Genomic DNA, 24,076 nt, shown 5'->3' with positions numbered 1-24,076 from the left:
GGCCATCCGGATCAGGCGGAGGCCGGTTCGCCCCTTCGCGCCAGAATGACGACCAGTGCGCCGGGCACGATCAGTGCCAGCGACACAAGCGCGAGCGTCAGATGGCTGTAGCCGATCATGCCGCCGCCCGGCGTCGCCAGGATGATGCCGCCCACGGCGAGCAGCAGTCGCGCGACAGAGCCCAGCGTGTTCTTGGGTATTCGCCCGAGACCGATCAGATAGCCCTGCAGACCACTCGCCAGCATGACCACGCCGGCGAAGGCGGTACAGCAGACGATCAGGATCTCCATCGTCTCGCCCTGCAGCAGCAGCGCCGGATTGAAGACGAAGAAGAAGGGGATGAAATAGATGATCGTGCCGAGTCGCATGGCCTCGAATCCGGTCTCCATCGGCTTGGCGTTCGCGACCGACGCGGCGGCGAAGGCGGCCAGCGCGACCGGCGGCGTGATGAAGCTGAGCATGCCCCAGTAGAGCATGAACATGTGCACCGGCATCGGATCCAGCCCGGCGCGGATCAGCGCCGGTGCCAGGATGATGGCCAGGAAGATGTAGGCAGCCGTGACGGTCATGCCGATACCCAGGATGAAACTCGTCAGCGCGCCCATGGCCAGCAGGATGAAGACGCTGTTGCCGGCCAGATAGACCAGATCGTTGGTCACGGACCCGGCCATCCCGGTGCCCACGACCGCGCCGACGATCAGGCCGATGGCGGCCAGGATGCCGGCCAGTTCAGCCAGCAGGAACACGGTGGCCTGAATGTATTTGTAGAACTTGGCCCAGTCCATGCGGTGCTTCGGATTGAACTGGTTCAGGATCAGCAGCAGCGCCGTCGCATAGAAAGGCGCGCGGGCCTCCTGTTTCATGAACACCAGCATCAGCACCAGCACGATGAAGGCGAAGATGTAGTACCAGCCGTCCTTCATCACATCCAGCAGCCGGGGCATTTCTTCCTTGGGCAGGCCCTGGATATTGTTCCGGGCCGCGTAGGAATCGATCTGCACGAACAGGCCGAAGTAGTACAGCACCGAGGGGATGATCGCCGCGATGGCGACTTCGATATAGGCGACGTCCAGGAAATCGGCCATGACGAAGGCCGTGGCGCCCATGATCGGCGGCATCAGCACGCCGCCGGTGGAGGCACAGGCCTCGATACCGCCTGCATACTTCGGCGAGAAACCGATGCGGCGCATGGCCGGAATGGTCAGCGTGCCCGTGGTCAGCACGTTGGTGATCGGTCCGCCCGACATGGACCCGAACAGCCCGGACGAGAAGATCGCCACCTTGGCCGGTCCGCCGCGCACATGACCCAGCAGGGCGAAGGCGAAATTGATGAAGAACAGGCCCGCGCCCGTGTAGAGCAGGGCCATGCCGAAGGCCAGGAAGCCGAAGACCAGCAGTCCGAAGGCCCGCATGGGGATGCCGAGCAGGCTCTCGATCGAATAGATATGAAAGGCGGCCGTATCGAAGAAGCCCATCGGCGCGCCCTGAATGACCTGGGGCACCTGATCGGCGACGATCGGATAGGCCGAGATGATCAGCACGATGAAGAAGATCGGCCAGCCGCCGGTGCGCCGTCCCGCCTCGATCACCAGCGCCCACATGATGACGGCCAGATACTGCGCCCATTCCGGCGCCAGATATTCCCAGGCTTCCTCCTGGATCTGCAGCGAGTTGCCCAGCAGATAGAAGGTGACCACCAGCGTGATGATCGCGAAGGCGATATCGTACAGCGGTACCTTGTCCCGGCGCTGTCCGGCGTAGGCGGGAAACACGATGAAGACGGTGGCCAGCATCATGCCCACCAGGGCGTAGAGATACTGGTTCACCAGCAGGGGGTAGCCGATCTTGCTCTCGCCGCCGACCAGCCCCCACAGATCGTTGAGCCGGGCGTCCAGCTTGAAGATCTGGTAGATGGACAGCAGGATCGCGAGACTGCCGACAACCGTGACGATGGCCTGCCACGTCGGTCCAAGAGACCGGGTTCGCGCCAGATCGACGTCGGGGACATCCTCTTCGGTGATTTCCAGTTTCTTGTCGGACATTGGACGGACTCCGGGTGTGGGGGTCACGGGCGTGGTTTTCAGGTATTACAGGGTCGGCGTGCCGTGTTCCGGAACGAATCCGGGCACGTAATGCGATAGCGGAACGCGGTAAGGCGACGCGATTGATGGGCCGGGCGGTCCCGGATCCGCAGATCCGGAACCGCCCGGCTCACAATGGCTTACCAGGTGTAGAAGATGACGTTCAGTCCGGCAGCTTCCAGCGCGTCTGCACGTGCTTTCATCCAGCCTTTCTTGAATGACTCGTCATCGTCGGGCGCATCGGCGACATAGCTTTCCCACGCCGCTTTCAGCACGCCCTGACGGTTCAGCGCCGCAGCCTGCAGTTCGTCCTGACCTTCCGGCCATACGCCGACCTCCTTGTAGTAGGAGATCGCACCCTCGTGGTACGGCACCAGCTTGTGGAACTGCTGGTTTTCCATGGCCCAGCCAGCGGCACCCGGTGCCGAATCCTTGAAGGTGTCGAAGTTGGTGTGGATCGCCTTCACGATGCCGTAGGACACCTTGCTGTCCAGATCGTCCTTCGAGACCAGGATCGGATAGGGCGTGTTCGCCATCCACTGGCCGCCCTCGGCCATGCCCGTGCCGACCGTGGCGAAGGTCGGCAGATACCAGGGCACCACCGCATTCAGACGTTCCCAGCACGCCGGTTCATTCGGCACGGACAGGAACTTGAGGCCGCGCGGGCCCGCCTCGATCTTCTTGTTCAGGGCCGAGAAGGTGGCGTTGTTGAAGGCATCGACTTCATTGTTGATGAAGCCGTCGACCGTCGGGCCGTGCCCGCCGAACTCGACCTTCTCGACGTCGTCCCAGCCGAGACCGCCGCAGGCCAGCATGGATTCGACGGCCTTGTTCAGTGCCGGCGCACCGCGCACCCAGGCCACGCGCTTGCCGCGCAGGTCTTCCAGTTTCTGGATGTCGCCACCGGCTGGCGTCACCATGCCGACCGCGGCACCCTTGCCGATCGACAGCATGTGCAGACGCAGCGGCTGCGGACCCCAGTCCTTGCTGCCGAAGGTGAAGACACCTTCCTGCGCATAGACCGAATCCGAACCCGTCGCCGTGAACTGCGCGCGGCCGGCCTTCACCGGACCGAGGCGGGACACGTCGTTCTTGCCCGGCAGCACGCGGACATTGACGCCGTGATTGTTCTTCAGAATGGAGCCGAGGCCGACCATCTGGCTGTAGCCGGACGAGCCCACGTCATAGGCGGAAACGACGAGCGTTCCCGGCAGTTCGATATCGGCCGCGAATGCGCTGGACATGCCCAGTGCCGCTGTGGCCATCGCACCCACCGTCAGGGTGCGTCGCGTGATCTTGATCATTCTGGTTTCCTCCCCGGAATTATGTCGGCGGGTTGCTTTTTTGCTTTTCCCGTGCCGACATCGTGGCGACAGGATACCCTCAGGTCAACCAAACTTGATCCGCAAACGCCGGTCAGGTCAGCGGCGGCAGTTCCCTTTTCAGCACTTTCTCGAACCGCCAGACCTCCAGCGGGTAGGGCGCGTCCAGCGTGGCGAGTTCCTCCACGAAGGTGCGGGCCAGGTGCCATCCGCTCTTGCGATAGAAGGCGGCGGCCCGTTCGTTGCCGATCACGCACGACAGCCAGGCAACCTCGGTCCCGCCCGCGCGCAGCCGGGCCTCGGCGTTGGTCATCAGTGCCGTCGCCGCAGGCGTGCCCCGGGCCTCGGCCGACACCATGATCTGGTAGAGTTCGTCGCCCTTCAGGCTGCAGAAACCGACCGGTTTGCCGTCCACGGCGGCGATGCGTGTCGATACGAGCATGTCGGCCAGCCGGATGCGGAAGCTCTCCTCGGTGCGGATCGCTGTGAGTTCCGCCGGCACATGGGCCGCGTGCCCGTCGTGCCAGGCCGTGTACCAGATGCGCGCCAGCGCGGGGATTTCATCTTCGGATGGGCGGCGGATCTTGATCATGGTTTCCGGCTTCCTTTCTGTCGCGACCGGGAAGCTATCAGGTCGTCCGTTTCCTGACGACCTGCGCTTGACCACGGACTCGACACCTGACCAAGATCGCGCCGCACCGGGCGGGGGATTTCGATGGACGGGAAATGGCGGGCGGTGAGCCTGCTCTGCATTGCGGAGATCTCGGCGCTGAGTCTCTGGTTCACCGGCGCGGCGACCTTGCCTGCGATCCGTAGCGAATATGCGATCGGCGATCTGCAGGCGTCGCTCTACACCTCCATGCTCAGCATCGGGTTCGTCGCCGGGACGCTGACCAGTGCCATTCTGGGGCTGGCCGACCGCTGGCGGCCGCAATGGTTCTTCTTCTGCTCGGCGCTGCTGGCCGGGCTGGCCAACCTGCTGATCGCCTTCCTGGATCCGGGGTCGCCGCTGGTGCCCGCACTGCGGTTCGTGATCGGCGCGTCGATGGCCGGCTGCTATCCGGTCGGCATGAAGATGGTCGCCACCTGGGCGAAGGGCGACATGGGGCTGCTGGTCGGCATTCTGGTCGGCGCGCTGACCCTGGGGTCGGGCGCACCGCATCTCAGTCAGGCCTTCCTGCAGGGACTGGACTGGCGCATGACGCTGTATGTGACGTCGGCCTTCAGCGTCTTCGCGGCGGTGCTGGTGCTGTTCGTGAAGCTGGGCCCCAACGCCATGGCGGCGGCGAAGTTCAAGCCCGCAGCCGTGCTGGAGGCCTGGCGCAACAAGGCGCTGCGCCTCGCCAATTTCGGCTATTTCGGCCACATGTGGGAACTCTATGCGGTCTGGGGCTGGATCGTGGTATTCCTGACGGCCTCCTACACGGTCTGGTACGGTGAGGGCGATCCGCGCATCGGCGTCAACGCATCGCTGACGGCCTTCGGCGTGATGGCCGCGGGGGCGGTCGGCGCGCTGGGGGCCGGGCTGCTGGCCGACCGGATCGGCCGCACGACGGTGACCATGGCGGCCATGGCCCTGAGTGCGCTGTGCTGCCTGACGGTCGGGTTCCTGTTCGGCGGGCCGCCCTTGCCGATGGTGCTGCTCTGCCTGTTCTGGGGCGTCGTGGTGATCGCCGACAGCGCGCAGTTCTCCTCGGCGGTGATGGAACTGGCCGACCGGGACCGCGTCGGCACCATGGTCACCGCCCAGACCTGCATCGGCTTCACGCTGACCCTGATCACGCTGCATCTGCTGCCCGAGGCGGCGGACCTGATCGGATGGGAATGGGCCTTCAGCGTGGTCGCCATCGGACCCGCACTCGGCTTCATCGCGATGGGCCGTCTGCGCGCCCATCCGGATGCAGTGAAGATCGCGGGCGGCAAGCGGTGATTGCAGTCCCATTCAAGCCAGCCTAATAACGCACCCTGGATTTTCTGATTCCTGAGGGGGAAGTGCGTGTCGGCGCGGATCGACGTTCAGAACCTGTCCATCAGCTTTGGCGGCCTGAAGGCTGTCCAGGATTGCACCCTGTCGGTCGAGGCCGGGTCGATCACCGGACTGATCGGCCCGAACGGGGCGGGCAAGACCACCCTGTTCAACATGGTGGCGGGCACCCTGAAACCGACGGGCGGTACCATCCTGATGGATGGCGAGGACATCACCGGCCTGCCGTCGGATGTTTTGTTCCACAAGGGCCTGCTGCGTACCTTCCAGATTGCGCACGAGTTCGCCCACATGACCGCGCTGGAGAACCTGATGATGGTGCCGGGAGACCAGCCGGGCGAGAACCTGTTCGCCACCTGGTTCCGTCCGTCGCTGGTGCGCGACCGTGAGGCCGAGGTGAAGGCCCGCGCGCTGGAGGTCATTGATTTCCTGAGCCTGGATCACGTGAAGAACGAACTGGCGGGCAACCTGTCGGGCGGACAGAAGAAGCTGCTGGAACTGGGCCGCACCATGATGGTCGATGCGAAGGTGGTGCTGCTGGACGAGGTCGCGGCAGGCGTGAACCGCACCCTTCTGCAGGATCTGATCGGCAACATTGAGCGGCTGAACCGCGAACTGGGCTATACCTTCTTCATGATCGAGCACGACATGGACATGATCGGGCGCATGTGCGACCCGGTGATCGTCATGGCCGAGGGTACGGTGATGACCACGGGCACCATCGCCGAGATCAAGAACGATCCGGCGGTGGTCGAGGCCTATTTCGGCGCGGAGGTCGCCTGATGGCCCTGCTGGAAGCCCGCGAGTTGCATGCCGGATATGGCGGGATGAACATCCTGAACAGCGTCACGATCGAGGTCGAGGCCGACCAGATCGGCGTCATCGTCGGCCCGAACGGTGCGGGTAAATCCACCAGTTTGAAGGCCATCTTCGGCCTGCTGCACATCTCGGAAGGTTCGGTCGCGCTGGACGGCACGGAGATCACGAATGCGGCGCCGGAAACGCTGGTCAAGCGCGGCATGGCCTTCGTGCCGCAGGAATACAACGTCTTCCCGACCCTGTCGGTCGAGGAGAACCTTCAGATGGGCGCGTTTGTCCGCCGGGACGATTTCTCCGGCGTGATGGAACAGGTCTATGGCTTCTTCCCCGACCTGAAGGACAAGCGCCGCCAGCCTGCCGGTGAACTGTCCGGCGGCCAGCGCCAGATGGTGGCCATCGGCCGGGCGCTGATGATCGAACCGAAGCTGATCCTGCTGGACGAACCGACGGCGGGCCTGTCGCCGCTCTACATGCAGCAGATTTTCGACCGCATCATCGCCATCAACGAAGCTGGTGTCGGCGTGCTCATGGTCGAACAGAACGCCCGGCAGGCCCTGAAGATCGCGCACAAGGGCTTCGTGCTCGCCGCCGGACGCAACCGTTACACCGACACGGGGGCCAACCTGCTGGCCGATCCCGAGGTCGCCAAAAGCTTTCTGGGCGGGTGAGATGATGGTGCAGATGCAGGCTGAAACACTGATGCGTTCTTCCCCCTTTGAGGGGGAAGTGGCCGCCGCAGGCGGTCGATGGGGGGTGCAGCCGAAGGCTATCGGCTGCGGAGATGCCGAGTTTCGGACAGCGTCCGGTTCACCCTCACTCCAACCCTCCCCCCTCAAGGGGGAGGAAGAAATAGACCATAGTGCGACATGTTTTTCTTCCTGCCGCGGGAAACTGGACAGCGGTCGAATTGGCCATGAATGAACTCGTTTTCTTTGTGAACAAGGTGGTGATCTCCGGCGCGGTGATCGGTTCGATCTATGCGATGGGGGCAATCGGCGTGACGCTGGTCTTCGCCATCCTGCGCTTCGCCCACTTCGCGCATGGCGATCTGATGACGCTGGGCGCCTTCATTGCCTTCGCGCTGACGGCCAGTTTCCCCGGCATCGGTGCGCATGTAGGGTTGCCAAGCGCGTTTGTTCTGCTGCCGATTGCCATGGTTCTGACGGCGCTGGTGGCCATGGGGATCGACCGGACGTTCTACCGGCCCTTGCGGCGCACCAGCCTGAAACCGGTCGTCTTCGTGATGGCTTCCATCGGCGTCACCCTGATGATCCAGGGGCTGGTGCGCCTGTTCGCGGGACCGTCGTCGCGGCAGCTCTATATCGACGACCGCAAGGACATCTTCCGGCTTGAGCTGCCCTTCGATCTGGCAACGATGAAGATCGTGGTCACCGAGCCGCAAATCCTGCTGTTCGTCTTCACGGCGGTCGCCGTCATCGCGCTGCATCTGTTTCTGACGCGCTCGCGTCTGGGCAAGGCCATGCGTGCGATGTCGGACAATCCGGACCTTGCGCGGGTCAGCGGCATCAATACCGACATGGTGGTGCGCACGACCTGGATCATTGCCGGCATGCTGGCGGCGGCGGCGGGCACCTTGCTGTCGCTGGACGTGACGCTGAAACCGGACCTGAGTTTCAACATCCTGCTGCCGATCTTCGCCGCCGCCATCGTCGGTGGTGTCGGGCGACCCTATGGGGCCGTGCTCGGCGGGTTCGTCGTCGGCTTCGCGGAGACGCTGGCTGTCTTCAACTGGGCCATTCTGCTCAGGCCGTTCAGCGAGAGCATCCCCGACTGGATCGAGCTGCCGACCAAGATCGCCTTCGTGCCGACCGAGTACAAGATCACGGTCCCGTTCGTTCTGCTGGTGGTGATCCTGATCTGGCGACCCACCGGTATCCTGAAGGGGAAAGTGCTGTGATCGCGCGGCGGGAAATCGTCCTGTACGCCGGACTGGTGCTGCTGGTGCTGGCGGTCTTCCTCTCGCAAGGGCCGGCCTACGGCGTGCGGATGCTGGCCGAAGCCGGCTGCTATGCCATTCTGGCGCTCGGCCTGACAATACAGTGGGGCTATGCGGGCCTGTTCAACGCGGGTGTCATGGGTTTTGTCGCCATCGGCGGTGCGGTGACCATGATGCTGACCTACCCGGTCAATGCCGACTTCTGGAACTCCGACAATCCGTCGGAACTGGGCAATGTGCTGCTCTGGCTGATCGGCGGCGTCGCACTGGTCGTCGCGACCAGCCGCCTCGACCGGATCGGAGTCCCGAAGTCACTACGAACCGCCATCACGGCTGTTGTTGCCGGTGCGGTCTATCTGACAGTCGTCATGCAACTGGAACCTGTCGCCAGCGAAATCGAGAAGACCGCTGGGTTTGTCGGCGGGCTGGGGCTGCCCGTCTGGATCGGCTGGGCGATGGGCGGCGTTGTCGCCGGCCTGATCGCCTGGTTCATCGGCCATATCTGTCTCGGCCTGCGCAGCGACTATCTGGCCATCGCGACGCTGGGTATCGCCGAGATCATCAAGGCGCTGCTGAAGAATTCGGACTGGCTGACGCGCGGGACGCTGACCGTGTCGCCGCTGCCGTGGCCGGTCCCGACGCCCGACGAGATCGGTTTCGTCGCCGCCCGCAGCGCCTATCTGGCGGTGACGGCCGTGCTGATCGTGGCGATCTACTTCCTGCTGCAGCGAGCCTATCACGCGCCGTGGGGCCGGATGATGCGTGCGATCCGCGACAATGAGGTCTCGTCCGCCTCGATGGGCAAGAACGTCAACCGGCGGCGGCTGGAAGTGTTCATCCTCGGATCCGTCCTGATGGGCATCGGGGGCGCGGCACTGGTCAGCTTCTCGCGCATCTTCGATCCGTCCGGCTTCATCCCGCTGAATCACACATTCCTGGTCTGGGTGATGGTCATCCTGGGTGGCGCGGGCAACAACCGCGGAACCATTTTCGGGGCCCTGCTGGTCTACGTGATCTGGACCATGTCCGAACCGGCGGCGCTGGCCCTGTTCGATGTGGTCAGGGCTGTTGGCGAGACGGCTTTCGCGTGGGAGGCGCCGGCAGACCTGAACAGCCGCGCCCTGCAGATGCGGGTGTTCGTGATCGGCCTGACGATCACGCTGGTGCTCCGCTACGCGCCCAAGGGCGTGCTGCCCGAAGAGGTCCGCAAGCACGACTGACGGACCGGATCACCGGGGATCAGCAGCGGACCGGGCTGAAGCGAGGGTGCACCTCCTCATGATTCCGTCATGTCCGGCACCGGGTCGCGCAGACACGAAAAAGCCCGGACGGCTGGACCGCCCGGGCTTCGCCGATCGGATTTTCGGGTTGCCTACTTCAGCACGCCCATTTCCGTGAACTTGCCGCCCTTGACCATCATTTCGACGATCACGCCTGGCACGTCGCCGGCCTTGTCGAATTCATGGCTGCCGGTGGCACCTTCGTAGTTGATGTCCTTGCCAGCGGCGAGGGCGGCCTTGGCCTTGGCCCATTCACCCGGCAGGATCACCTCGCCCGGTGCCGATGCGACCTCGCGCAGCGCCGCAGAGACACCGGCCCGGTCGGCCGAACCGTTCTTCTCGATGGCGAGTGCCAGCAGGAAGGCCGCGTCATAGGCCTGTGCGGCAAAGACGGCGGTCGGATCGATACCGGCGGCCCGCGCAATCACGCTGAACTTGCCGGCACCCGGAATATCGGGTGTGCCAGGCTTGGTGGCGACCATCGTCGACAGCCGGTCTGCGCCGATGGCATCCAGCAGCGCGTCGCCCACCATGCCGTCGCCCCCGACGAACTGCGAAAACAGCCCGCTCTCGATGGCCTGACGCAGGATGGTCTGACCCGAGCCATCCGCATATGCCAGCACGACCAGGGTTTCGGCGCCCGACGATTCCAGCGAACCGACTTCCGCGCGATAGTCGGCCTTGCCGTCCTCATGCGCTTCCGACGCGGCCACGGTGCCGCCGCCGCTCTCGAACGCCGACGACAGCGCCTCGGCAAATCCCTTGCCGTAGTCGTTGTTCACATAGGAGATCGCAATGTTGTTGATGCCCTTCGACTGGATCAGCCGGGCCAGCACTTCGCCCTGATAGGCGTCTGACGGTGCCGTGCGGAACACCAGGTCCTTGTCGGCCAGACCGGTCAGGGCCGGTGACGTCGATGCCGGTGACACCATCACGACGTTGCCGGGGATGCCGGCGTTGTTGGCCGCCGAGATCGTCGCGCCTGAGCACAGGGCCCCGACGATGGCGGTGACTTTCTCGGCGTTCACCAGACGGTCGGCGGCGTTGGCCGCGGCGGTGGCGTCGGCGCAGGTGGTGTCGCCGGTCGGCATGATCACCGTCTGGCCGTCCAGGATGCCGCCCTGGTCGTTGACGTGGGTCGCAGCCAGCTTGGCACCTTCGGCGATCGGCGGCGTCAGGCTTTCGATGGGGCCTGTATAGCCGCCCAGAAAACCGATCTTGACGTCGGCCATCGCCGGTGCCGATGCCAGCAGTGCCGCCGTGCAAACCGCTGCCAGCAATGATTTCCCGTATGTGTGCATTTCTTCAACCCTCCTGTCGGAAAATGCTTCAGTGAGCAGTCTTAGACCTAGTGGCCGTCGGCAGGAAGGGCGGTTGACCAACTGCGCGGCATTTTATTGTTGCCAGATCAACCGGATTTGCCGCCGTCCGCCTTGCCCAGACCGATCTTCTTGGCGAACTCCGATCTCTGTTTAGCATAGTTCGGCGCGACCATCGGATAGCTGGCAGGCAGGTTCCAGCGCGCACGATATTCGTCGGGGGTCATGTTGTGCCGGGCCTTCAGATAGCGCTTCAGCATTTTCAGCTTCTTTCCATCTTCCAGGCAGATAAGGTAATCCGGCGTCACGGACTGTTTTATCGATACTGCGGGTTCAGGCTTAGGTTGTGGTTTGCCGTGGTTTCCATTCGCCAACGCGCCCAGAGTTGAATTTATACGTTTGATCACAGTATCGACTTCTTCTGGGTTTGCCGAATTGTTCGAAAAATAGGCAGCGGAAATTCTACTCGTGAGTATTAGATGTGACTGATTGGTTGCCGCCCGCAATCTCTTGTCTTCTTTGTCCAAGTGTCCCTCCCGGCTCCTGACTGGTTGTTTCAACTTGTCTTGCGTGTGCAACTTTGACGATATCTTTATGAATTGCACCAGAAATTTCGCCGATATTGATCAGGCAATCTTAATGCGCTTAACTTACTGCAACTTTTAGGTGCAGTTTTTTGACGCACTGTTTGTGGTTGAATAATACCCTGTTTATCGCGAAGTGCGGACCGGATCCGGGCATGTCGCGGGCGCGACATTCACGGGCTTCGCAAATGCGAACAACATATGGTATGCCCCGCCCATCGTTCTCGCAAAGGAGCTTCCGGATGGCGACAGTCGTTGTTGCTTCAGATCATGCCGGTTTCGAAATGAAGCAGGTTTTGAAGGCGCTGATTGCTGATATGGGCCATCAGATTGCGGATGTGGGAACCAATGATACCGCATCGGTCGATTATCCCGACTTCGGCGCTGCAGCAGCGAAGGAAATTCGCGACGGGCGGGCCGACCTTGGCGTTCTGGTCTGTGGCAGCGGGATCGGCATCTCGATCGCCGCCAACCGCGAACCCGCCGTACGGGCGGCCCTGTGTCATGACGTGACGACAACACGGCTATGCAGGCTGCACAATGATGCAAATGTCCTCGCGCTGGGATCGCGGGTGACAGGGATAGAGACCGCGAAGGAGTGTGTGAGAACATTCCTGACGACCGACTTTGAGGGCGGCCGCCACCAGCGCCGCGTCGACAAGCTGGGCCAGGCGCCCGACAACGCATAGATTCGAAGGAACAAACGCATGGCAGAAGCCGCCTACGCAGCCGCTGATTTCTGGAACAAGGATCTGCAGCGCGACGATCCCGAACTGTTCGAGTCGTTCGGGCTGGAGATGGACCGTCAGCAGAACCAGATCGAACTCATCGCATCCGAGAATATCGCCAGTCCCGCGGTCATCCGGGCGATGGCCACCGTCTTCAACAACAAGTATGCCGAGGGCTATCCGGGCCGCCGCTATTACGGTGGTTGCGAGTTTGTCGACATCGCCGAGAAGCTGGCGATCGAGCGGGCCTGCAAGCTGTTCGACTGCAGCTTTGCCAACGTGCAGCCGCATTCGGGCGCGCAGGCCAACCAGGCGGTCTTCATGGCGCTGCTGAAACCGGGCGACACCATCATGGGCATGTCGCTGGACGCGGGCGGGCACCTGACCCACGGCGCGCCGCCCAACCAGTCCGGCAAATGGTTCAATGCCATCCAGTACGGCGTCCGGCGCGACGATGCGCTGATCGACTTCGATCAGGTCGAATCGCTGGCGCGTGAACACAGGCCGAAGCTGATCGTGGCAGGCGGGTCCGCCTATCCGCGCGTCATCGACTTCCAGAAGTTCCGCGATATCGCCGACGAGGTCGGTGCGATCCTGATGGTCGATATGGCCCACTTCGCCGGTCTGGTGGCAGCCGGCATTCACCCGAATCCGCTGGAATGGGCCGACGTGGTGACCTCGACCACGCACAAGACGCTGCGTTGCTCGCGCGGCGGCCTGATCCTCAGCCGCGATGACGCGTTGGGCAAGAAGATCAATTCCGCCGTCTTCCCCGGGCTGCAGGGCGGTCCGCTGATGCACGCCATCGCTGGCAAGGCCGCCGGTTTCGGCGAGGCGCTGAAGCCTGAGTTCAAGGCCTACAGCAAACAGGTTGTCGCCAATGCCGCGGCGCTTGCCGGGTCGCTGATGGAGCGGGGCTTCGACATCGTCTCCGGCGGCACGGACACGCACCTGATGCTGGTCGACCTGCGTTCGAAGGGCGTGACGGGCAAGGATGCCGAACACACGCTGGAAAACGCCCACATGACCTGCAACAAGAACGGCGTGCCGTTCGATCCCGAGAAGCCGACGATCACGTCCGGCGTCCGGCTGGGCACGCCTGCGGGTACGACGCGCGGTTTCAGGGAAGCCGAGTTCCGGCAGGTCGGCAACCTGATCGCCGACGTCCTGGAGGCCTATGCCAAATCGAACGGCGACAATTCGCATGCCGAAGCCGTCGCGCGGGAAAAGGTCGTCGAACTATGCGGGCGTTTCCCGATCTACACTCAGGGCATATGATCGACGACTGCTGAGTCGCGAGGGGGAACCAGATGCGCTGTCCGTACTGCCATAACGCCGATACCCAGGTGAAGGATTCGCGGCCGACCGAAGACAATACCGCGATCCGGCGACGGCGCTTCTGTCCCAACTGCGGTGGCCGCTTCACCACGTTCGAGCGCATTCAGCTGCGCGAACTGACCGTGGTGAAGAAGAACGGCCAGCGCGTGCCCTTCGACCGGGACAAGATCGCCCGCTCCATCGATATCGCCATCCGCAAGCGCCCCGTCGACCCGGAGCGGGTGGACCGCATGATCAACGCGATTGTCCGCCAACTCGAAAGCTCGGGCGAATCCGAGATTCCGTCGCAGACGGTCGGCGAACTGATCATGCGCGCGCTCGCGAATATCGATCAGGTCGCCTACGTCCGCTTCGCCTCGGTCTACCGGAATTTCCGCGAGGCGGCGGATTTCGAGGATTTCATCGGACGCGAACTGGGCCGGACCGACGACGACGACTGACACAGACCGGCGCCACATGCGCCACGCGCTGGCCCTTGCACGGCGGGGCCTTGGCCGGGTCGCGCCGAATCCGGCGGTCGGCTGCGTGATCGTCCGCAATGGACTGATTGTCGGACGCGGCTGGACATGGCCGGGCGGACGTCCCCACGCGGAAACGGTCGCGCTGGCGCAGGCCGGCGCCCAGGCGCGCGGTGCCACCGCCTACGTGACCCTGGAACCCTGCAGCCATCACGGTGAAACCGGACCCTGTGCCGACGCGCTGATCCAGGCCGGTGTGGCTCGGGTCGTCGTCGCGCTCACCGACCCCGATCCGCGTGTCAGCGGACGAGGGCTGGCGATGCTGCGGGAGGCCGGTATCGAGGTTCGCGAGGACATCTGTACCGGTGAAGCGCGCGAGCTGAATCAGGGATTTCTGTTGAACCGCACCATCGGACGCCCGCTGGTGACGCTGAAGCTCGCGACCACGCTGGATGGCCGGATCGCGACGCGGACACGTGAATCGCAATGGATCACCGGACCGGCGGCACGGCGCGCAGGGCACATGCTGCGGGCCACGCACGATGCGATTCTGATCGGATCCGGCACGGCGCGCGCCGGTCCGGGTGGGGCTGGACAGCCGCCTGTCCCTGCCTCTGACCGGGAATCTGGTACGGACGGCATCCGATGTACCGCTGCTGGTCTTCTGTGCTCCGCAGCATGATCAGACGCGGGTCCAGGCGCTGACCGATGCGGGCGCGGGCGTTTTCGAAACCGAACCTGACGGCAGCGGTCTGCCTTCGGTGACGCGGGTGCTCGAAGCGCTCGCGGCCTCCGGAATCACCCGTCTGCTGGTGGAAGGAGGCGCGTTGGTGGCCGCCGCGCTGATCCGGGCGAATCTGGTCGATCGCATCTCTCTTTACCGCTCGGGCAGGGTGATCGGCGGTGACGGGCTGCCCGCCATCGGCGGTTTCGGGCTGGAGGTCCTATCGGATGCCCCTGCCTTCACGCATACCGGCAGCCGCATTTTGGGCGACGATGTGCTGGAAACATATCGCCGCGCGGATTAAAAGAACCGCATGTTCACTGGCATCATCACTGACATCGGTCGTATCCGCTCCATCGAGCCGCGCGGCGACCTGCGGCTGGTCATCGAAACCGCCTACGAAACCGCCTCCATCGACATGGGCGCGTCGATTGCCTGTCATGGCGTGTGTCTGACCGTGGTCGACAAGGGACCGGGGTGGTTCGCGGTCGATGTCAGCCAGGAAACCCTCGACCGGACGGCCATCGGCAGCCTGGGTGAGGGGGCGGCCATCAATCTGGAACGATCGCTGCGCGTCGGTGACGAACTGGGCGGTCACATCGTGACCGGTCACGTCGATGGCCTGTCGAGAATCCTGAAGATCGAACCCGTGGGCGACAGCCGGCGCTTTGTCTTCGCCTTGCCCGAAGATCTGGCGCAGTTCGTGGCCGAGAAGGGATCCGTGACCCTGAACGGTGCGTCGCTGACCGTGAACGGCGTGAGCGATGACAGCTTCGAGATCAACATCATTCCGCATACGCAGGAACGCACGACATTCGGTCGTCTGGCCGAAGGCGATCCCGTGAACATGGAAATCGACATTCTGGCGCGCTATGTCGCGCGTCTAGCTGACACCAAAGCCAAGGCCTGAAATGAGCTCTGAATTCACGCAGTACCTGTCCTCCATCGAGGACGTGGTCGAGGACGCCCGCAACGGCCGCATGGTCATTCTGGTCGATGACGAGGATCGCGAGAACGAGGGCGATCTGGTCATTCCCGCCCAGTTCGCAACGCCCGAAGCCGTCAACTTCATGGCCAAGTACGGGCGCGGACTGATCTGCCTGTCGATGAGCGAACAGCGCGTCGCACATCTGGGGCTGGATCTGATGTCCAAGGACAACCGGACCCGCCATCACACGGCATTCACGGTCTCGATCGAGGCACGCGAAGGCGTCTCGACCGGCATCTCGGCGCATGATCGCGCGCTGACCATCCAGACCGCCATCGACCCCGACAAGGGGCCGGCCGACATCGTCACGCCGGGCCATGTCTTCCCGCTGGTCGCCAAGAGCGGGGGTGTTCTGCAGCGGGCCGGACATACCGAGGCCGCGGTCGATATCGCGCGGATGGCCGGCCTGCGCGAGGCGGGCGTGATCTGCGAGATCATGAACGACGACGGCACCATGGCGCGGATGCCCGACCTGATCCGGTTCGCGCAGTACCATAATCTCAAGATCGCGACGATTGCCGACCTGATCGCCTATCGCCGGCGCTCCGACAAGCTGGTGTCGCGCAGCCACGAGACCGTGCTGGACAGCGAGTTCGGCGGGGCCTTCCAGATGATCGTCTTCGATTCACAGGTGTCGTATGCGGAATCGATCGCCCTGGTGAAGGGCGACATTTCCGGCGATGATCCCGTGCTGGTCCGCATGCATGGCTATGATCCGAACCCGGACCTGTTCGGCGAGACCGGCGGCAAGGCCGGCCGTCTCGAACTGGCCATGCGCGAGATCGCGGACGAGGGCAGGGGCGTTCTGGTCTTCCTGCGGGAATCCCGGCACATGCGCATTTCCGAGTTCCTGCAGGCGCAGGAGAGCCAGGACAAGGCCAAGCTGGCGGATCTGCGCGACTATGGCATCGGTGCGCAGATCCTGAGCGATCTGGGCGTCAGCAAGATGGTCCTGCTGACCAACTCGCCGAAGCATGTGATCGGGCTGGAAGGCTACAATCTCGAAATCGTCGGTACACGCGAACTGAAGGGGAGATAGGCTATGGCCGGACCGCATGTGCTGATTGTCGAGGCACCCTATTACGAGACGATTTCCGACGGGCTGGCGCGTGGCGCGCTGCAGGCGCTGACGGTTGCCGAAGCGACCTACGAACGGATCAGCGTGCCGGGCGCGCTGGAAATTCCGGGGGCGATCGCGATGGCCGAGAACGCCGTGATCGAAGGCAAGAGAAACTACGACGGCTATGTGGCGCTGGGCTGTGTCATCCGCGGCGAGACCACGCACTACGATCTGGTTTCCGAGGAGTCCGCCCGCGCGCTGATGGACCTGACCGTCTATGACGGTGTCGCCATCGGCAATGGCATCATCACCGTCGAGAACGAGGAGCAGGCCTGGTCCCGGGCCGATCCGAACGACAAGAACAAGGGTGGCGGTGCGGCCGAGGCGGCCTTGCGCATGATCGAGCTGCGCCGGCAGTTTGCGGGCAACGCATGAGCCGACGCCGGTCATCGTCCGGTGCGGGGCAGGCCCGCAGGCAGCGCAGCACCGCGCGGATGCACGCCGTGCAGGCCGTCTATCAGCTGGAGATCAACGAGGGTCGCGTCGATGACCTGATCGCCGAGTTCCAGGCGCATCGGCTGGGACATGATCTGGACGGGGAGCCGGTGATCAGCGCCGACCGGGAGTTCTTCAGCGATCTGGTCGCCGGTTGCCACCAGCGGCGCCAGGAGCTGGATCAGCTGGTCGAAAGCAGCCTGAGCCTGGATTATGCCATCGACCGGCTGGAGATGCTGTTGCGCGCGTTGCTGCGGGTTGCCGCCTACGAACTGCTGGCCCGGATCGATGTGCCCGCCCGCGTGGTGATCGACGAATATGTCGACCTGTCCCATGCGTTCTTCAACGGTGCCGAACCTTCGCTGGCCAATGCGGTGCTGGACCGGATCGCCCGCAAGGTGCGTGCGGACGAACTGTCGAAAAAGGTGCGATGAGCGGCTTCGGCGAGTTCGAGTTCATCGCCGATCTGCTTGCGCCGCTCGCCGGAGATACGGCCTTCAACCTGACCGATGACGCCGCCTTGCTGCCGCGTCTCGGCCACGGCGAGGCCTGGACCGTCACCAAGGATGCGATGGTCGAGGGCGTGCATTTCCTGCCCGACGATCCCGCCGACCTGATCGCCCGCAAGCTGTTGCGCGTGAACCTGTCGGACCTTGCGGCGATGGGCGCGCGGCCTGCCGGTTACATGCTGTCGCTGTCGCTGGACCGGACGAAGGGAAGGGACTGGCTCGCGTCCTTCTGCGCCGGTCTGGCCGAGGACCAGCGGACCTTCGTCATCAGCCTCTTCGGCGGCGACACGACATCGACGCCCGGTCCGGCGAGCTTCTCGCTCACGGCCTTCGGTGCTGTCAGAAGGGGCGCAGAGTTGCGCCGGAACGGGGCGCAGCCGGGGGACCGCGTGTTTGTCTCGGGGACGCTTGGCGATGCGGCGCTCGGACTGCGCGTCCTCCAGCAGCAAGCCGTCGTTTCCGATCAGGACGCGGACTATCTGGGCGGACGCTATCGGTTGCCGCAGCCCCGTGTCGCATTGGGGCAGGCGCTGGTCGGGCGGGCATCGGCCTGTCTCGACGTTTCCGACGGGCTGCTGGCCGACCTGGGCCATATCGCGAAGCATTCGGCTGTCGGGATCGAGATCGATCTGGCTGCCGTACCCGTCTCCGATGCCACGCGCCGTCTGATCGGTGCCGACCCGGACCTGGCGCACATCGCGCTGAACGGCGGCGACGACTATGAACTCGCCTTCACGCTGCCGGCAGGTGCCGGTCTGCCGGAGGCGGCGGTTCAGGTCACGCAGATCGGGCGCGTCATCGACGGTGCGGGCGTCAAGGTCATGCGGGACGGCCAACCGGTCACGGTCAACCGCCCCGGCTGGCGTCACTTCTGAGCCGCGAGTTCGGCCATGGCGAGCACGTTGCGCGCCTGTTTCAGATGCGGCATGTCCAGCATCATGCCGTCCATGCCCACCGTTCCCAGTCCCGGATTCTGCTCGAACACGTCGACCACACGCTGTGCGTGGGCGATGTCTTCCGCCGTCGGCGTGAACGCATCGTTGATCACCTCCGACTGGGCGGGATGAATCGCGATCTTGCCGATGAAACCCGACCGCAGATCGTAGAGGCATTCGTCGCGCAATCCGTCCAGATCGCGGAAGTCCGGATAGACGACGCCGACCGGCTGGGCACCGATGGCCCGCGCGGTGGACAGGCACAGGGTGCGGGCCAACTGGAACGGCGCGTCATACTCGCCGGTCTTCGGATGCCGGTTGGTGCTTGCCCCCAGCGCAGCTGAAAGGTCCTCGCCGCCCCAGGTCAGCGCTGAGAGGCGCGGGCTGACATTGTCCAGATAGGTGTGGAAGGTGGTCAGCGAGGCGGCCGTCTCGGTTGCCACGCAGCAGATCCTGGTCGATCCGGCCTCGATCCCTTCACGCACCTCCAGAATATCCAGCATGGTCGACAGCGTGTTCACATCCACCGCCGAATAGACCTTGGGCAATACGATTCCGTCCGGCGCGCCGGGCATCACCGCAGCCAGATCGGGCAGCGAAAGGGGCGTGTCCAGCGGGTTGATCCGGACGTACAGCCGTTGCCGTTCACGGTCGGTGTGAGACTTCAGGAATTCCTGCGTCATCTCGCGGGCGATATCCTGACGGTCGTCGGAGACCGAATCCTCAAGGTCCAGAATCAGCGCGTCAGCCGGGTTCTGCGGCCCCTTGACCTGCTTGCGCTCGCTGTCGCCGGGCACGAACATCCATGACCGGATGATCTCCGGCTTCTTGTCCGCGCTCATGCTTCTGCGGGCCGCTTGCGCATGAAGCCGGTGCGGACGCAGTAGGCGACTTCCTTGCCATGCTGGTTGTAGCCATAGTGCTCGAACTCGACCATGCCCGCATCGGGCCGCGACTTGCTTTCGCGCTTCGCGCGGATCTTGGTGACGCAGGTGATGGTGTCGCCGTGGAAGACCGGGTTCGCGAAGCGGCAGTCGGTCATGCCCAGATTGGCGATGGTGGTGCCCAGCGTCGTGTCGCCGACCGAGACACCGATCACCAGGCCCAGCGTGAACAGGCTGTTGACCAGCCGCCCGCCGAATTCGGTGTTCTTGGCGAACTCCTCGTCCAGATGCAGCGGCTGCGGATTGTGGGTCATCGCACAGAACATCAGGTTGTCCGTTTCGGTGACCGTGCGGGTCAGCGCGTGCTTGAACTCCATCCCCACTTCGAATTCTTCGTAATACAGTCCGGCCATTTCTCTCTCCCCAGATTGGCTGTCATGCGGGGCGGGCGGTCGCGCCGCTCGCCAGCATTCGGTTGATCGTCTCTTCGTCGTACCCGATTTCGTTCAGGATTTCGACGCTGTGTTCGCCCAGGCGCGGCGCATGGCGGGTCGGTGCGGGCTGGGTCGCGGACCATGTGCTGGGTACGGCCATGTCGCGGATCGTGCCTTCGCTCGGGTGCTCGCTCACCTGGAAGAAGCCGGTCGCCGCCAGGTGCGGGTCGGCCAGCAGGTCGTCCAGGCTGTTCATCGGCATGACAGGAATGTCCGCGTCGTCCAGCACTTTCTGCCACGCCGCCGTCGTGCGTGTCTTCAGAAGGGCAGCGAGGTCAGCGTAGATGCTCGCGATGTTCTCGTTGCGCGCCGTCATTCCGGCGAAGCGCGGGTCGGCGTCATGTTCGGCCTCGCGCCCGATGGCCCGGAAGAAGGAACGCCACTGCCTGTCGGTATAGATCAGCACACAGATATGGCCGTCGCTGGTCGCATACGGACGCCGGTCGGGCGCGAACAGCCGCTTGTAACCCGGCGGGCCGAGCGGTGGCTCGAACGCCATGCCGCCCAGATGTTCGCCCAGCATGAAGCTCGTCATCATCTCGAACATGGGTATGTCGATGCGCTGACCCTCGCCCGTTCGAGACTGATGGAACAGCGCGGCGTTGATCTGTCCCACCGCCCACAGCGCGACGCCGCGATCCACGATGGCTGCCGGGACGTAGGTCGGCTCCTGCCCGTAGACCTCCATCGTGACGCGCGGAATGCCGATGGCGCCCTGGATCAGATCATCGAACGCCGGTCTGTCCGCGTAGGGGCCGTCCTGCCCGTATCCGAACAGGCCCGCATAGATGATGCGCGGATTGATGTCGGCCACGGTCCGATACCCCAGGCCGAGACGTTCCATCACGACAGGCCGGCGGTTGTAGAGCAGCACATCGGCATCTTTCAGCAACGCCTTCATGGCGGCCAGCCCGTCCGGCTGTTTCAGGTCCAGCACGATGCTCCGCTTCGACCGGTTCACCGACAGGAAGATGTGACCCATGCCGGGATTGCGCAACGGGCCGATCCCGCGCACCGGGTCGCCGTCCGGGGCTTCGACCTTGACGATGTCCGCGCCCAGATCGCCCAGAATCTGTGTCGCGTACGGGGCCATCAGCAGGTTCGACAGATCGACGATGCGCACACCGTCGAGCGGTTTGGCTGTCATCGTGCGGCCTCAGTAACTCTTGGGCAGGCCGAGGACCCGCTCGGCGATGTAACACAGGATCAGGTGGGGCGTGATCGGGGCGATGCGGTGGATCAGGCATTCCCTCAAGTAGCGCTCGACGTGGTATTCCTTTGCATATCCCATCCCGCCGTGGGTCATCACGGCGTTGGTGCAGGCCTTGAACGCGGCTTCGCCCGCCAGGTATTTCGCGGCGTTCGCCATCGCGCCCGCATCCTCTCCGCGGTCATAGAGCTGCGCCGCACGGAACGCCATCAGGTTCGCGGCCTCCAGTTCGGCCCAGCTCTCGGCCAGCGGGTGCTGGATCGCCTGGTTCATGCCGATCGGTCGCCCGAAGACGACGCGTTCGTTCGCGTAGTCGGTGGCCCGCTTGATCGCCGCACGGCCCAGGCCCACCAGCCCGGCCGCGATCAGGATTCGCTCGGGGTTGATGCCGTCCAGCAGATAGCGGAAGCCCTTGCCTTCTTCGCCGATGCGGTTCTCCACCGGAATTTCCAGATTGTCGAAGAAGACCGAGTTCGAATCCACGCACTTGCGGCCCATCTTCGGAATGCGCTGGATCTCGACATGATCCCGATCCAGATCGGCGAAGAACAGGCTCAGCCCGTCCATCGGCCTTTCGGTCTCGCTTTCGTCGGCGGTGCGGGCGATCAGCAGGATCTTGTTGGCGACCTGCGCGGTCGAGGTCCAGATCTTCTGGCCGTTGACGATGTAGCGGTCGCCCTTGCGCACGGCGCGGGTCTTCAGGCGCGTGGTGTCCAGGCCGGTGTTCGGTTCGGTCACGCCGAAGCAGGCGATGTCCTCGCGCCGCATGACGGGCGGCAGCATCCGGCGTTTCTGCTCCTCGGTGCCGTAGCGCACGACCGGGTTCAGGCCGAAGACCGTGATGCTGACCGATGACACGCCCCCGTTGCCCGCGCCGGACTGGCTGATGGCCTGCATCATCATGGCCGCTTCGGTGATGCCCAGACCGGCGCCGCCGTATTCCTCGGGCATGGCGATGCCCATGAAGCCCTGGTTGGCAATGGCGCGACAGAAGTCTTCGGGGAACACCCCGTCGTCGTCCCGTGCCAGCCAGTACTCATCGCCGAAATCGGCGCACACGCGTTCAACCGTGTCGCGGATCTGAAGCTGTTCCTCGGTGAAATCGATGGACATGGAAGACCCCTCTTCGCTTTCTCAGCCGGTCACCCCGGCTGTATGCCGGGGTCCGGAGCGGTTTCGCCGCCAGTTTTCTAGTTTGACCGGATGCCGGGACGGGCCCGGCATGACCTTCCGCCCGGATCCCAGAGTGCCGCGTCGCGTCATCGGGGATGACCACGATGGAGGTCACTTGTAGTGCTTGCGGAAATCCGGCTTGCGCTTTTCGTTCAGGGCGGAGACGCCTTCCTTGGATTCGTCGGTGTCGTAGTAGAGGCGCAGTGCCTGGAAGGCGAGGCCGCCGATGCCCTTGATGTTCTCGGAGTCGGCGTTGAACGAGGTCTTGGCGAGCGCGATGGCGGTCGGGCTCTTCTCGTTGATCTCGTCACACCATTGCCGAACCTCGGCGTCCAGATCGGCTTCGGGCACGACCTTGTTGACCAGACCCATGTCGCAGGCTTCCTGCGCGGAGTAGCGGCGGCACAGGTACCAGATTTCGCGCGCCTTCTTCTCGCCGACGCAGCGCGCCAGCAGCGCGGTGCCATAGCCCGGATCGACCGAGCCCATCTTCGGTCCGACCTGGCCGAAGATCGCCGTGTCGGCCGCCAGTGTAAGATCGCACAATGTCGCCAGCACGTTGCCGCCGCCGATGGCATAGCCGCGCACCTTGGCGATGACCGGTTTCGGCATGTCGCGGATCGCGGCGTGAAGCTGTTCGACCGGCATGCCGACCGTGCCGCGCACACCGCCCTGATACTGGCCGTCGTGGTTCTTCTGGTCGCCACCGGTGCAGAACGCCTTGTCGCCCGCGCCCGTCAGCACGATGGAGCCGATGCTCTTGTCGTAGCCGGCGTCGTACAGCGCCTCGATCAGTTCGACGACGGTATTGTAGCGGAAGGCGTTGTAGACATCGGGCCGGTTGATGGTGATCGTCGCGGTGTTATCCGTGACGTCATAGATGATATCCTTGAATTCCATGGGTTTTTCCTTGTGTGTGATGGCTGTCAGCCGTTCATGGTGAGTCCGCCGGAGACGCTGATCACCTGTCCGGTGATAAAGGCGGCGTCGTCCGACAGCAGGAAGGCGATCATGCCCGGATAATCTTCCGGTTGGCCGAGACGGCGCAGCGGGATCGAGCGTTCCAGCGCGGTCTTGATCTTGCCGTCGGGGTCGAAACCGTCGAACAGCGGCGTCTGGGTCGGACCGGGGCAGACGGTGTTGCAGGTGATCTGCTGCCGGGCGTGCTCGCGGGCCAGGGTCTTCATGAAGGCGATCACCCCGCCCTTGCAATAGGAATAGACGCCTTCGCCGGTCGAGCCGACACGGCCCGCATCCGAGGCGACCGAGACGATCCGGCCGGCACCCCGTTCGGCCATCTTCGACAGAACGGCGTGGGTCACGTTCACCGGCCCGAACAGGTTGATGTCGACGATCTTCTTCCAGAGTTCCGGATCGGATTTCAGGAAGGGCACCATCTTGTCCCAGCCGGCGTTGTTCACCAGTCCGCCGACCGGTCCGAGGTCGTTCTCGACCTGATCGACCGCCGCAACGACCGCACCGTGATTCACGATATCGAGCGCATAGCCCCTGGCGCCATTACCGATCTCGCCGGCAGCAGCCCTGGCCCCGTCGCCGTTCAGGTCGAGGATCGCCACCTTCGCGCCTTCCTCGGCCAGCCGTCCGGAGACGGCCCGGCCAATGCCGCTGGCGCCTCCCGTCACGATGACAACCTTGTCCTTCAGACCACGCATGGCTCACCCTCCCCCGATAACATCTGTTTCTGTCTCACAGATTTGATACGCTAGCTTACCA

The 24,076-nt window shown here is 64.0% G+C and carries 24 protein-coding genes and 1 pseudogene; 14 read left to right on the top strand and 11 right to left on the bottom strand.

Annotated features, from left to right (window positions below; all coding sequences use genetic code 11):
• Nucleotides 1-11 precede the first annotated feature (11 nt).
• From ACN0X7_RS15530 to ACN0X7_RS15520, 3 genes are all read right to left on the bottom strand, one after another.
• On the bottom strand, nucleotides 12-2,042 hold the full coding sequence (locus ACN0X7_RS15530) for a TRAP transporter permease (protein WP_417518883.1): 2,031 nt from the start codon (nucleotides 2,040-2,042) through the stop codon (nucleotides 12-14).
• 179 nt (nucleotides 2,043-2,221) lie between these two features.
• Nucleotides 2,222-3,385 carry a TAXI family TRAP transporter solute-binding subunit gene (locus ACN0X7_RS15525; protein WP_417518881.1) on the bottom strand — a complete coding sequence of 388 codons (1,164 nt, stop codon included), beginning with the start codon at nucleotides 3,383-3,385 and terminating at the stop codon, nucleotides 2,222-2,224.
• A gap of 112 nt (nucleotides 3,386-3,497) precedes the next feature.
• Nucleotides 3,498-3,995, bottom strand: a complete 498-nt coding sequence (locus ACN0X7_RS15520) for a GNAT family N-acetyltransferase (protein ID WP_417518879.1) — start codon at nucleotides 3,993-3,995, stop codon at nucleotides 3,498-3,500.
• A gap of 123 nt (nucleotides 3,996-4,118) precedes the next feature.
• On the opposite strand from ACN0X7_RS15520, the gene ACN0X7_RS15515 reads away from it, so the two are divergent.
• From ACN0X7_RS15515 to ACN0X7_RS15495, 5 genes are all read left to right on the top strand, one after another.
• Complete coding sequence (locus ACN0X7_RS15515; RefSeq protein ID WP_417518877.1) at nucleotides 4,119-5,333, top strand: MFS transporter; 1,215 nt, start codon at nucleotides 4,119-4,121, stop codon at nucleotides 5,331-5,333.
• A gap of 66 nt (nucleotides 5,334-5,399) precedes the next feature.
• A complete protein-coding gene (locus ACN0X7_RS15510) occupies nucleotides 5,400-6,170 on the top strand; it encodes an ABC transporter ATP-binding protein (RefSeq protein ID WP_417518875.1) in 771 nt (256 codons plus the stop codon).
• Nucleotides 6,170-6,874: an ABC transporter ATP-binding protein gene (locus tag ACN0X7_RS15505; protein WP_417518873.1), complete on the top strand. Its 705-nt coding sequence runs from the start codon at nucleotides 6,170-6,172 to the stop codon at nucleotides 6,872-6,874. Before ACN0X7_RS15510 ends, ACN0X7_RS15505 begins: the two co-directional genes overlap by 1 nt.
• A gap of 245 nt (nucleotides 6,875-7,119) precedes the next feature.
• On the top strand, nucleotides 7,120-8,124 hold the full coding sequence (locus ACN0X7_RS15500; protein ID WP_417518871.1) for a branched-chain amino acid ABC transporter permease: 1,005 nt from the start codon (nucleotides 7,120-7,122) through the stop codon (nucleotides 8,122-8,124).
• Nucleotides 8,121-9,383, top strand: coding sequence for a branched-chain amino acid ABC transporter permease (locus tag ACN0X7_RS15495; protein WP_417518869.1), 1,263 nt, complete (start codon nucleotides 8,121-8,123; stop codon nucleotides 9,381-9,383). The genes ACN0X7_RS15500 and ACN0X7_RS15495 overlap by 4 nt, the downstream gene beginning before the upstream one ends.
• 152 nt (nucleotides 9,384-9,535) lie before the next feature.
• On the opposite strand, the gene ACN0X7_RS15490 is transcribed toward ACN0X7_RS15495, so the two are convergent.
• Together ACN0X7_RS15490 and ACN0X7_RS15485 are read right to left on the bottom strand one after the other, a co-directional pair.
• A complete protein-coding gene (locus ACN0X7_RS15490; RefSeq protein ID WP_417518867.1) occupies nucleotides 9,536-10,744 on the bottom strand; it encodes an ABC transporter substrate-binding protein in 1,209 nt (402 codons plus the stop codon).
• A gap of 107 nt (nucleotides 10,745-10,851) precedes the next feature.
• Nucleotides 10,852-11,289 (bottom strand): MucR family transcriptional regulator, encoded by a 438-nt coding sequence (locus ACN0X7_RS15485; protein ID WP_417518865.1) that lies wholly within the window; start codon nucleotides 11,287-11,289, stop codon nucleotides 10,852-10,854.
• A 299-nt stretch (nucleotides 11,290-11,588) separates the two neighbouring features.
• Here ACN0X7_RS15485 and rpiB point away from each other — a divergent pair, with 299 nt between their 5' ends.
• The 9 genes and pseudogenes from rpiB (at nucleotide 11,589) to thiL (ending at nucleotide 18,521) form a co-directional block, all read left to right on the top strand.
• Nucleotides 11,589-12,035 carry a ribose 5-phosphate isomerase B gene (gene rpiB, locus ACN0X7_RS15480; RefSeq protein WP_417518863.1) on the top strand — a complete coding sequence of 149 codons (447 nt, stop codon included), beginning with the start codon at nucleotides 11,589-11,591 and terminating at the stop codon, nucleotides 12,033-12,035.
• 18 nt (nucleotides 12,036-12,053) lie between these two features.
• Nucleotides 12,054-13,352: a serine hydroxymethyltransferase gene (gene glyA / locus ACN0X7_RS15475; protein ID WP_417518861.1), complete on the top strand. Its 1,299-nt coding sequence runs from the start codon at nucleotides 12,054-12,056 to the stop codon at nucleotides 13,350-13,352.
• Between the two features lie 32 nt (nucleotides 13,353-13,384).
• Nucleotides 13,385-13,852 carry a transcriptional regulator NrdR gene (gene nrdR / locus ACN0X7_RS15470; RefSeq protein ID WP_417518859.1) on the top strand — a complete coding sequence of 156 codons (468 nt, stop codon included), beginning with the start codon at nucleotides 13,385-13,387 and terminating at the stop codon, nucleotides 13,850-13,852.
• A 16-nt stretch (nucleotides 13,853-13,868) separates the two neighbouring features.
• A pseudogene (gene ribD, locus ACN0X7_RS15465) lies at nucleotides 13,869-14,898 on the top strand (bifunctional diaminohydroxyphosphoribosylaminopyrimidine deaminase/5-amino-6-(5-phosphoribosylamino)uracil reductase RibD).
• Between the two features lie 9 nt (nucleotides 14,899-14,907).
• Nucleotides 14,908-15,504: a riboflavin synthase gene (locus ACN0X7_RS15460; RefSeq protein WP_417518857.1), complete on the top strand. Its 597-nt coding sequence runs from the start codon at nucleotides 14,908-14,910 to the stop codon at nucleotides 15,502-15,504.
• Between the two features lies 1 nt (nucleotide 15,505).
• Entirely contained in the window at nucleotides 15,506-16,621 is a 1,116-nt protein-coding gene (gene ribB, locus ACN0X7_RS15455) for a 3,4-dihydroxy-2-butanone-4-phosphate synthase (protein ID WP_417518855.1), read from the top strand.
• Between the two features lie 3 nt (nucleotides 16,622-16,624).
• Nucleotides 16,625-17,077: a 6,7-dimethyl-8-ribityllumazine synthase gene (locus ACN0X7_RS15450; protein WP_417518853.1), complete on the top strand. Its 453-nt coding sequence runs from the start codon at nucleotides 16,625-16,627 to the stop codon at nucleotides 17,075-17,077.
• A complete protein-coding gene (nusB, locus tag ACN0X7_RS15445) occupies nucleotides 17,074-17,571 on the top strand; it encodes a transcription antitermination factor NusB (RefSeq protein WP_417518851.1) in 498 nt (165 codons plus the stop codon). The genes ACN0X7_RS15450 and nusB overlap by 4 nt, the downstream gene beginning before the upstream one ends.
• Nucleotides 17,568-18,521: a thiamine-phosphate kinase gene (thiL, locus tag ACN0X7_RS15440; RefSeq protein WP_417518849.1), complete on the top strand. Its 954-nt coding sequence runs from the start codon at nucleotides 17,568-17,570 to the stop codon at nucleotides 18,519-18,521. The genes nusB and thiL overlap by 4 nt, the downstream gene beginning before the upstream one ends.
• Here the strand turns inward: thiL and ACN0X7_RS15435 are convergent.
• The 6 genes from ACN0X7_RS15435 to ACN0X7_RS15410 all read right to left on the bottom strand — a co-directional run bounded on the left by ACN0X7_RS15435 (nucleotide 18,512) and on the right by ACN0X7_RS15410 (nucleotide 24,015).
• Nucleotides 18,512-19,423, bottom strand: a complete 912-nt coding sequence (locus tag ACN0X7_RS15435) for an HpcH/HpaI aldolase/citrate lyase family protein (RefSeq protein WP_417518848.1) — start codon at nucleotides 19,421-19,423, stop codon at nucleotides 18,512-18,514. The genes thiL and ACN0X7_RS15435 overlap by 10 nt on opposite strands.
• Entirely contained in the window at nucleotides 19,420-19,878 is a 459-nt protein-coding gene (locus tag ACN0X7_RS15430) for a MaoC family dehydratase (protein WP_417518846.1), read from the bottom strand. The genes ACN0X7_RS15435 and ACN0X7_RS15430 overlap by 4 nt, the downstream gene beginning before the upstream one ends.
• Nucleotides 19,879-19,900: 22 nt before the next feature.
• Nucleotides 19,901-21,106: a CaiB/BaiF CoA transferase family protein gene (locus ACN0X7_RS15425; RefSeq protein ID WP_417518844.1), complete on the bottom strand. Its 1,206-nt coding sequence runs from the start codon at nucleotides 21,104-21,106 to the stop codon at nucleotides 19,901-19,903.
• A gap of 9 nt (nucleotides 21,107-21,115) precedes the next feature.
• The gene (locus tag ACN0X7_RS15420) at nucleotides 21,116-22,282 is read right to left on the bottom strand and encodes an acyl-CoA dehydrogenase family protein (protein ID WP_417518842.1); all 1,167 of its coding nucleotides are present in this window, start codon (nucleotides 22,280-22,282) and stop codon (nucleotides 21,116-21,118) included.
• Nucleotides 22,283-22,453: 171 nt separating this feature from the next.
• Complete coding sequence (locus ACN0X7_RS15415; protein WP_417518840.1) at nucleotides 22,454-23,242, bottom strand: enoyl-CoA hydratase-related protein; 789 nt, start codon at nucleotides 23,240-23,242, stop codon at nucleotides 22,454-22,456.
• A gap of 26 nt (nucleotides 23,243-23,268) precedes the next feature.
• Nucleotides 23,269-24,015, bottom strand: coding sequence for an SDR family oxidoreductase (locus ACN0X7_RS15410; RefSeq protein WP_417518838.1), 747 nt, complete (start codon nucleotides 24,013-24,015; stop codon nucleotides 23,269-23,271).
• Nucleotides 24,016-24,076: the final 61 nt, after the last annotated feature.

Origin of the sequence: Minwuia sp. (genome assembly GCF_048263705.1) — a bacterium.
Lineage (GTDB): Bacteria > Pseudomonadota > Alphaproteobacteria > Minwuiales > Minwuiaceae > Minwuia.
This window is presented reverse-complemented; position numbering and strand designations above follow the sequence as displayed.

What these genes read in the sequence shown, in the direction of transcription:
- ACN0X7_RS15425 (WP_417518844.1), bottom strand. Translation starts at nt 21,106, where the DNA reads ATGACAGCCAAACCGCTCGACGGTGTGCGCATCGTCGATCTGTCGAAC.
- ACN0X7_RS15420 (WP_417518842.1), bottom strand. Translation starts at nt 22,282, where the DNA reads ATGTCCATCGATTTCACCGAGGAACAGCTTCAGATCCGCGACACGGTT.
- ACN0X7_RS15520 (WP_417518879.1), bottom strand. Translation starts at nt 3,995, where the DNA reads ATGATCAAGATCCGCCGCCCATCCGAAGATGAAATCCCCGCGCTGGCG.
- ACN0X7_RS15410 (WP_417518838.1), bottom strand. Translation starts at nt 24,015, where the DNA reads ATGCGTGGTCTGAAGGACAAGGTTGTCATCGTGACGGGAGGCGCCAGC.
- ACN0X7_RS15505 (WP_417518873.1), top strand. Translation starts at nt 6,170, where the DNA reads ATGGCCCTGCTGGAAGCCCGCGAGTTGCATGCCGGATATGGCGGGATG.
- ACN0X7_RS15450 (WP_417518853.1), top strand. Translation starts at nt 16,625, where the DNA reads ATGGCCGGACCGCATGTGCTGATTGTCGAGGCACCCTATTACGAGACG.
- ACN0X7_RS15530 (WP_417518883.1), bottom strand. Translation starts at nt 2,042, where the DNA reads ATGTCCGACAAGAAACTGGAAATCACCGAAGAGGATGTCCCCGACGTC.
- ACN0X7_RS15435 (WP_417518848.1), bottom strand. Translation starts at nt 19,423, where the DNA reads ATGAGCGCGGACAAGAAGCCGGAGATCATCCGGTCATGGATGTTCGTG.
- ribB (WP_417518855.1), top strand. Translation starts at nt 15,506, where the DNA reads ATGAGCTCTGAATTCACGCAGTACCTGTCCTCCATCGAGGACGTGGTC.
- ACN0X7_RS15415 (WP_417518840.1), bottom strand. Translation starts at nt 23,242, where the DNA reads ATGGAATTCAAGGATATCATCTATGACGTCACGGATAACACCGCGACG.
- ACN0X7_RS15515 (WP_417518877.1), top strand. Translation starts at nt 4,119, where the DNA reads ATGGACGGGAAATGGCGGGCGGTGAGCCTGCTCTGCATTGCGGAGATC.
- ACN0X7_RS15525 (WP_417518881.1), bottom strand. Translation starts at nt 3,385, where the DNA reads ATGATCAAGATCACGCGACGCACCCTGACGGTGGGTGCGATGGCCACA.
- ACN0X7_RS15460 (WP_417518857.1), top strand. Translation starts at nt 14,908, where the DNA reads ATGTTCACTGGCATCATCACTGACATCGGTCGTATCCGCTCCATCGAG.
- nrdR (WP_417518859.1), top strand. Translation starts at nt 13,385, where the DNA reads ATGCGCTGTCCGTACTGCCATAACGCCGATACCCAGGTGAAGGATTCG.
- ACN0X7_RS15500 (WP_417518871.1), top strand. Translation starts at nt 7,120, where the DNA reads ATGAATGAACTCGTTTTCTTTGTGAACAAGGTGGTGATCTCCGGCGCG.
- glyA (WP_417518861.1), top strand. Translation starts at nt 12,054, where the DNA reads ATGGCAGAAGCCGCCTACGCAGCCGCTGATTTCTGGAACAAGGATCTG.
- ACN0X7_RS15430 (WP_417518846.1), bottom strand. Translation starts at nt 19,878, where the DNA reads ATGGCCGGACTGTATTACGAAGAATTCGAAGTGGGGATGGAGTTCAAG.
- ACN0X7_RS15490 (WP_417518867.1), bottom strand. Translation starts at nt 10,744, where the DNA reads ATGCACACATACGGGAAATCATTGCTGGCAGCGGTTTGCACGGCGGCA.
- thiL (WP_417518849.1), top strand. Translation starts at nt 17,568, where the DNA reads ATGAGCGGCTTCGGCGAGTTCGAGTTCATCGCCGATCTGCTTGCGCCG.
- nusB (WP_417518851.1), top strand. Translation starts at nt 17,074, where the DNA reads ATGAGCCGACGCCGGTCATCGTCCGGTGCGGGGCAGGCCCGCAGGCAG.
- rpiB (WP_417518863.1), top strand. Translation starts at nt 11,589, where the DNA reads ATGGCGACAGTCGTTGTTGCTTCAGATCATGCCGGTTTCGAAATGAAG.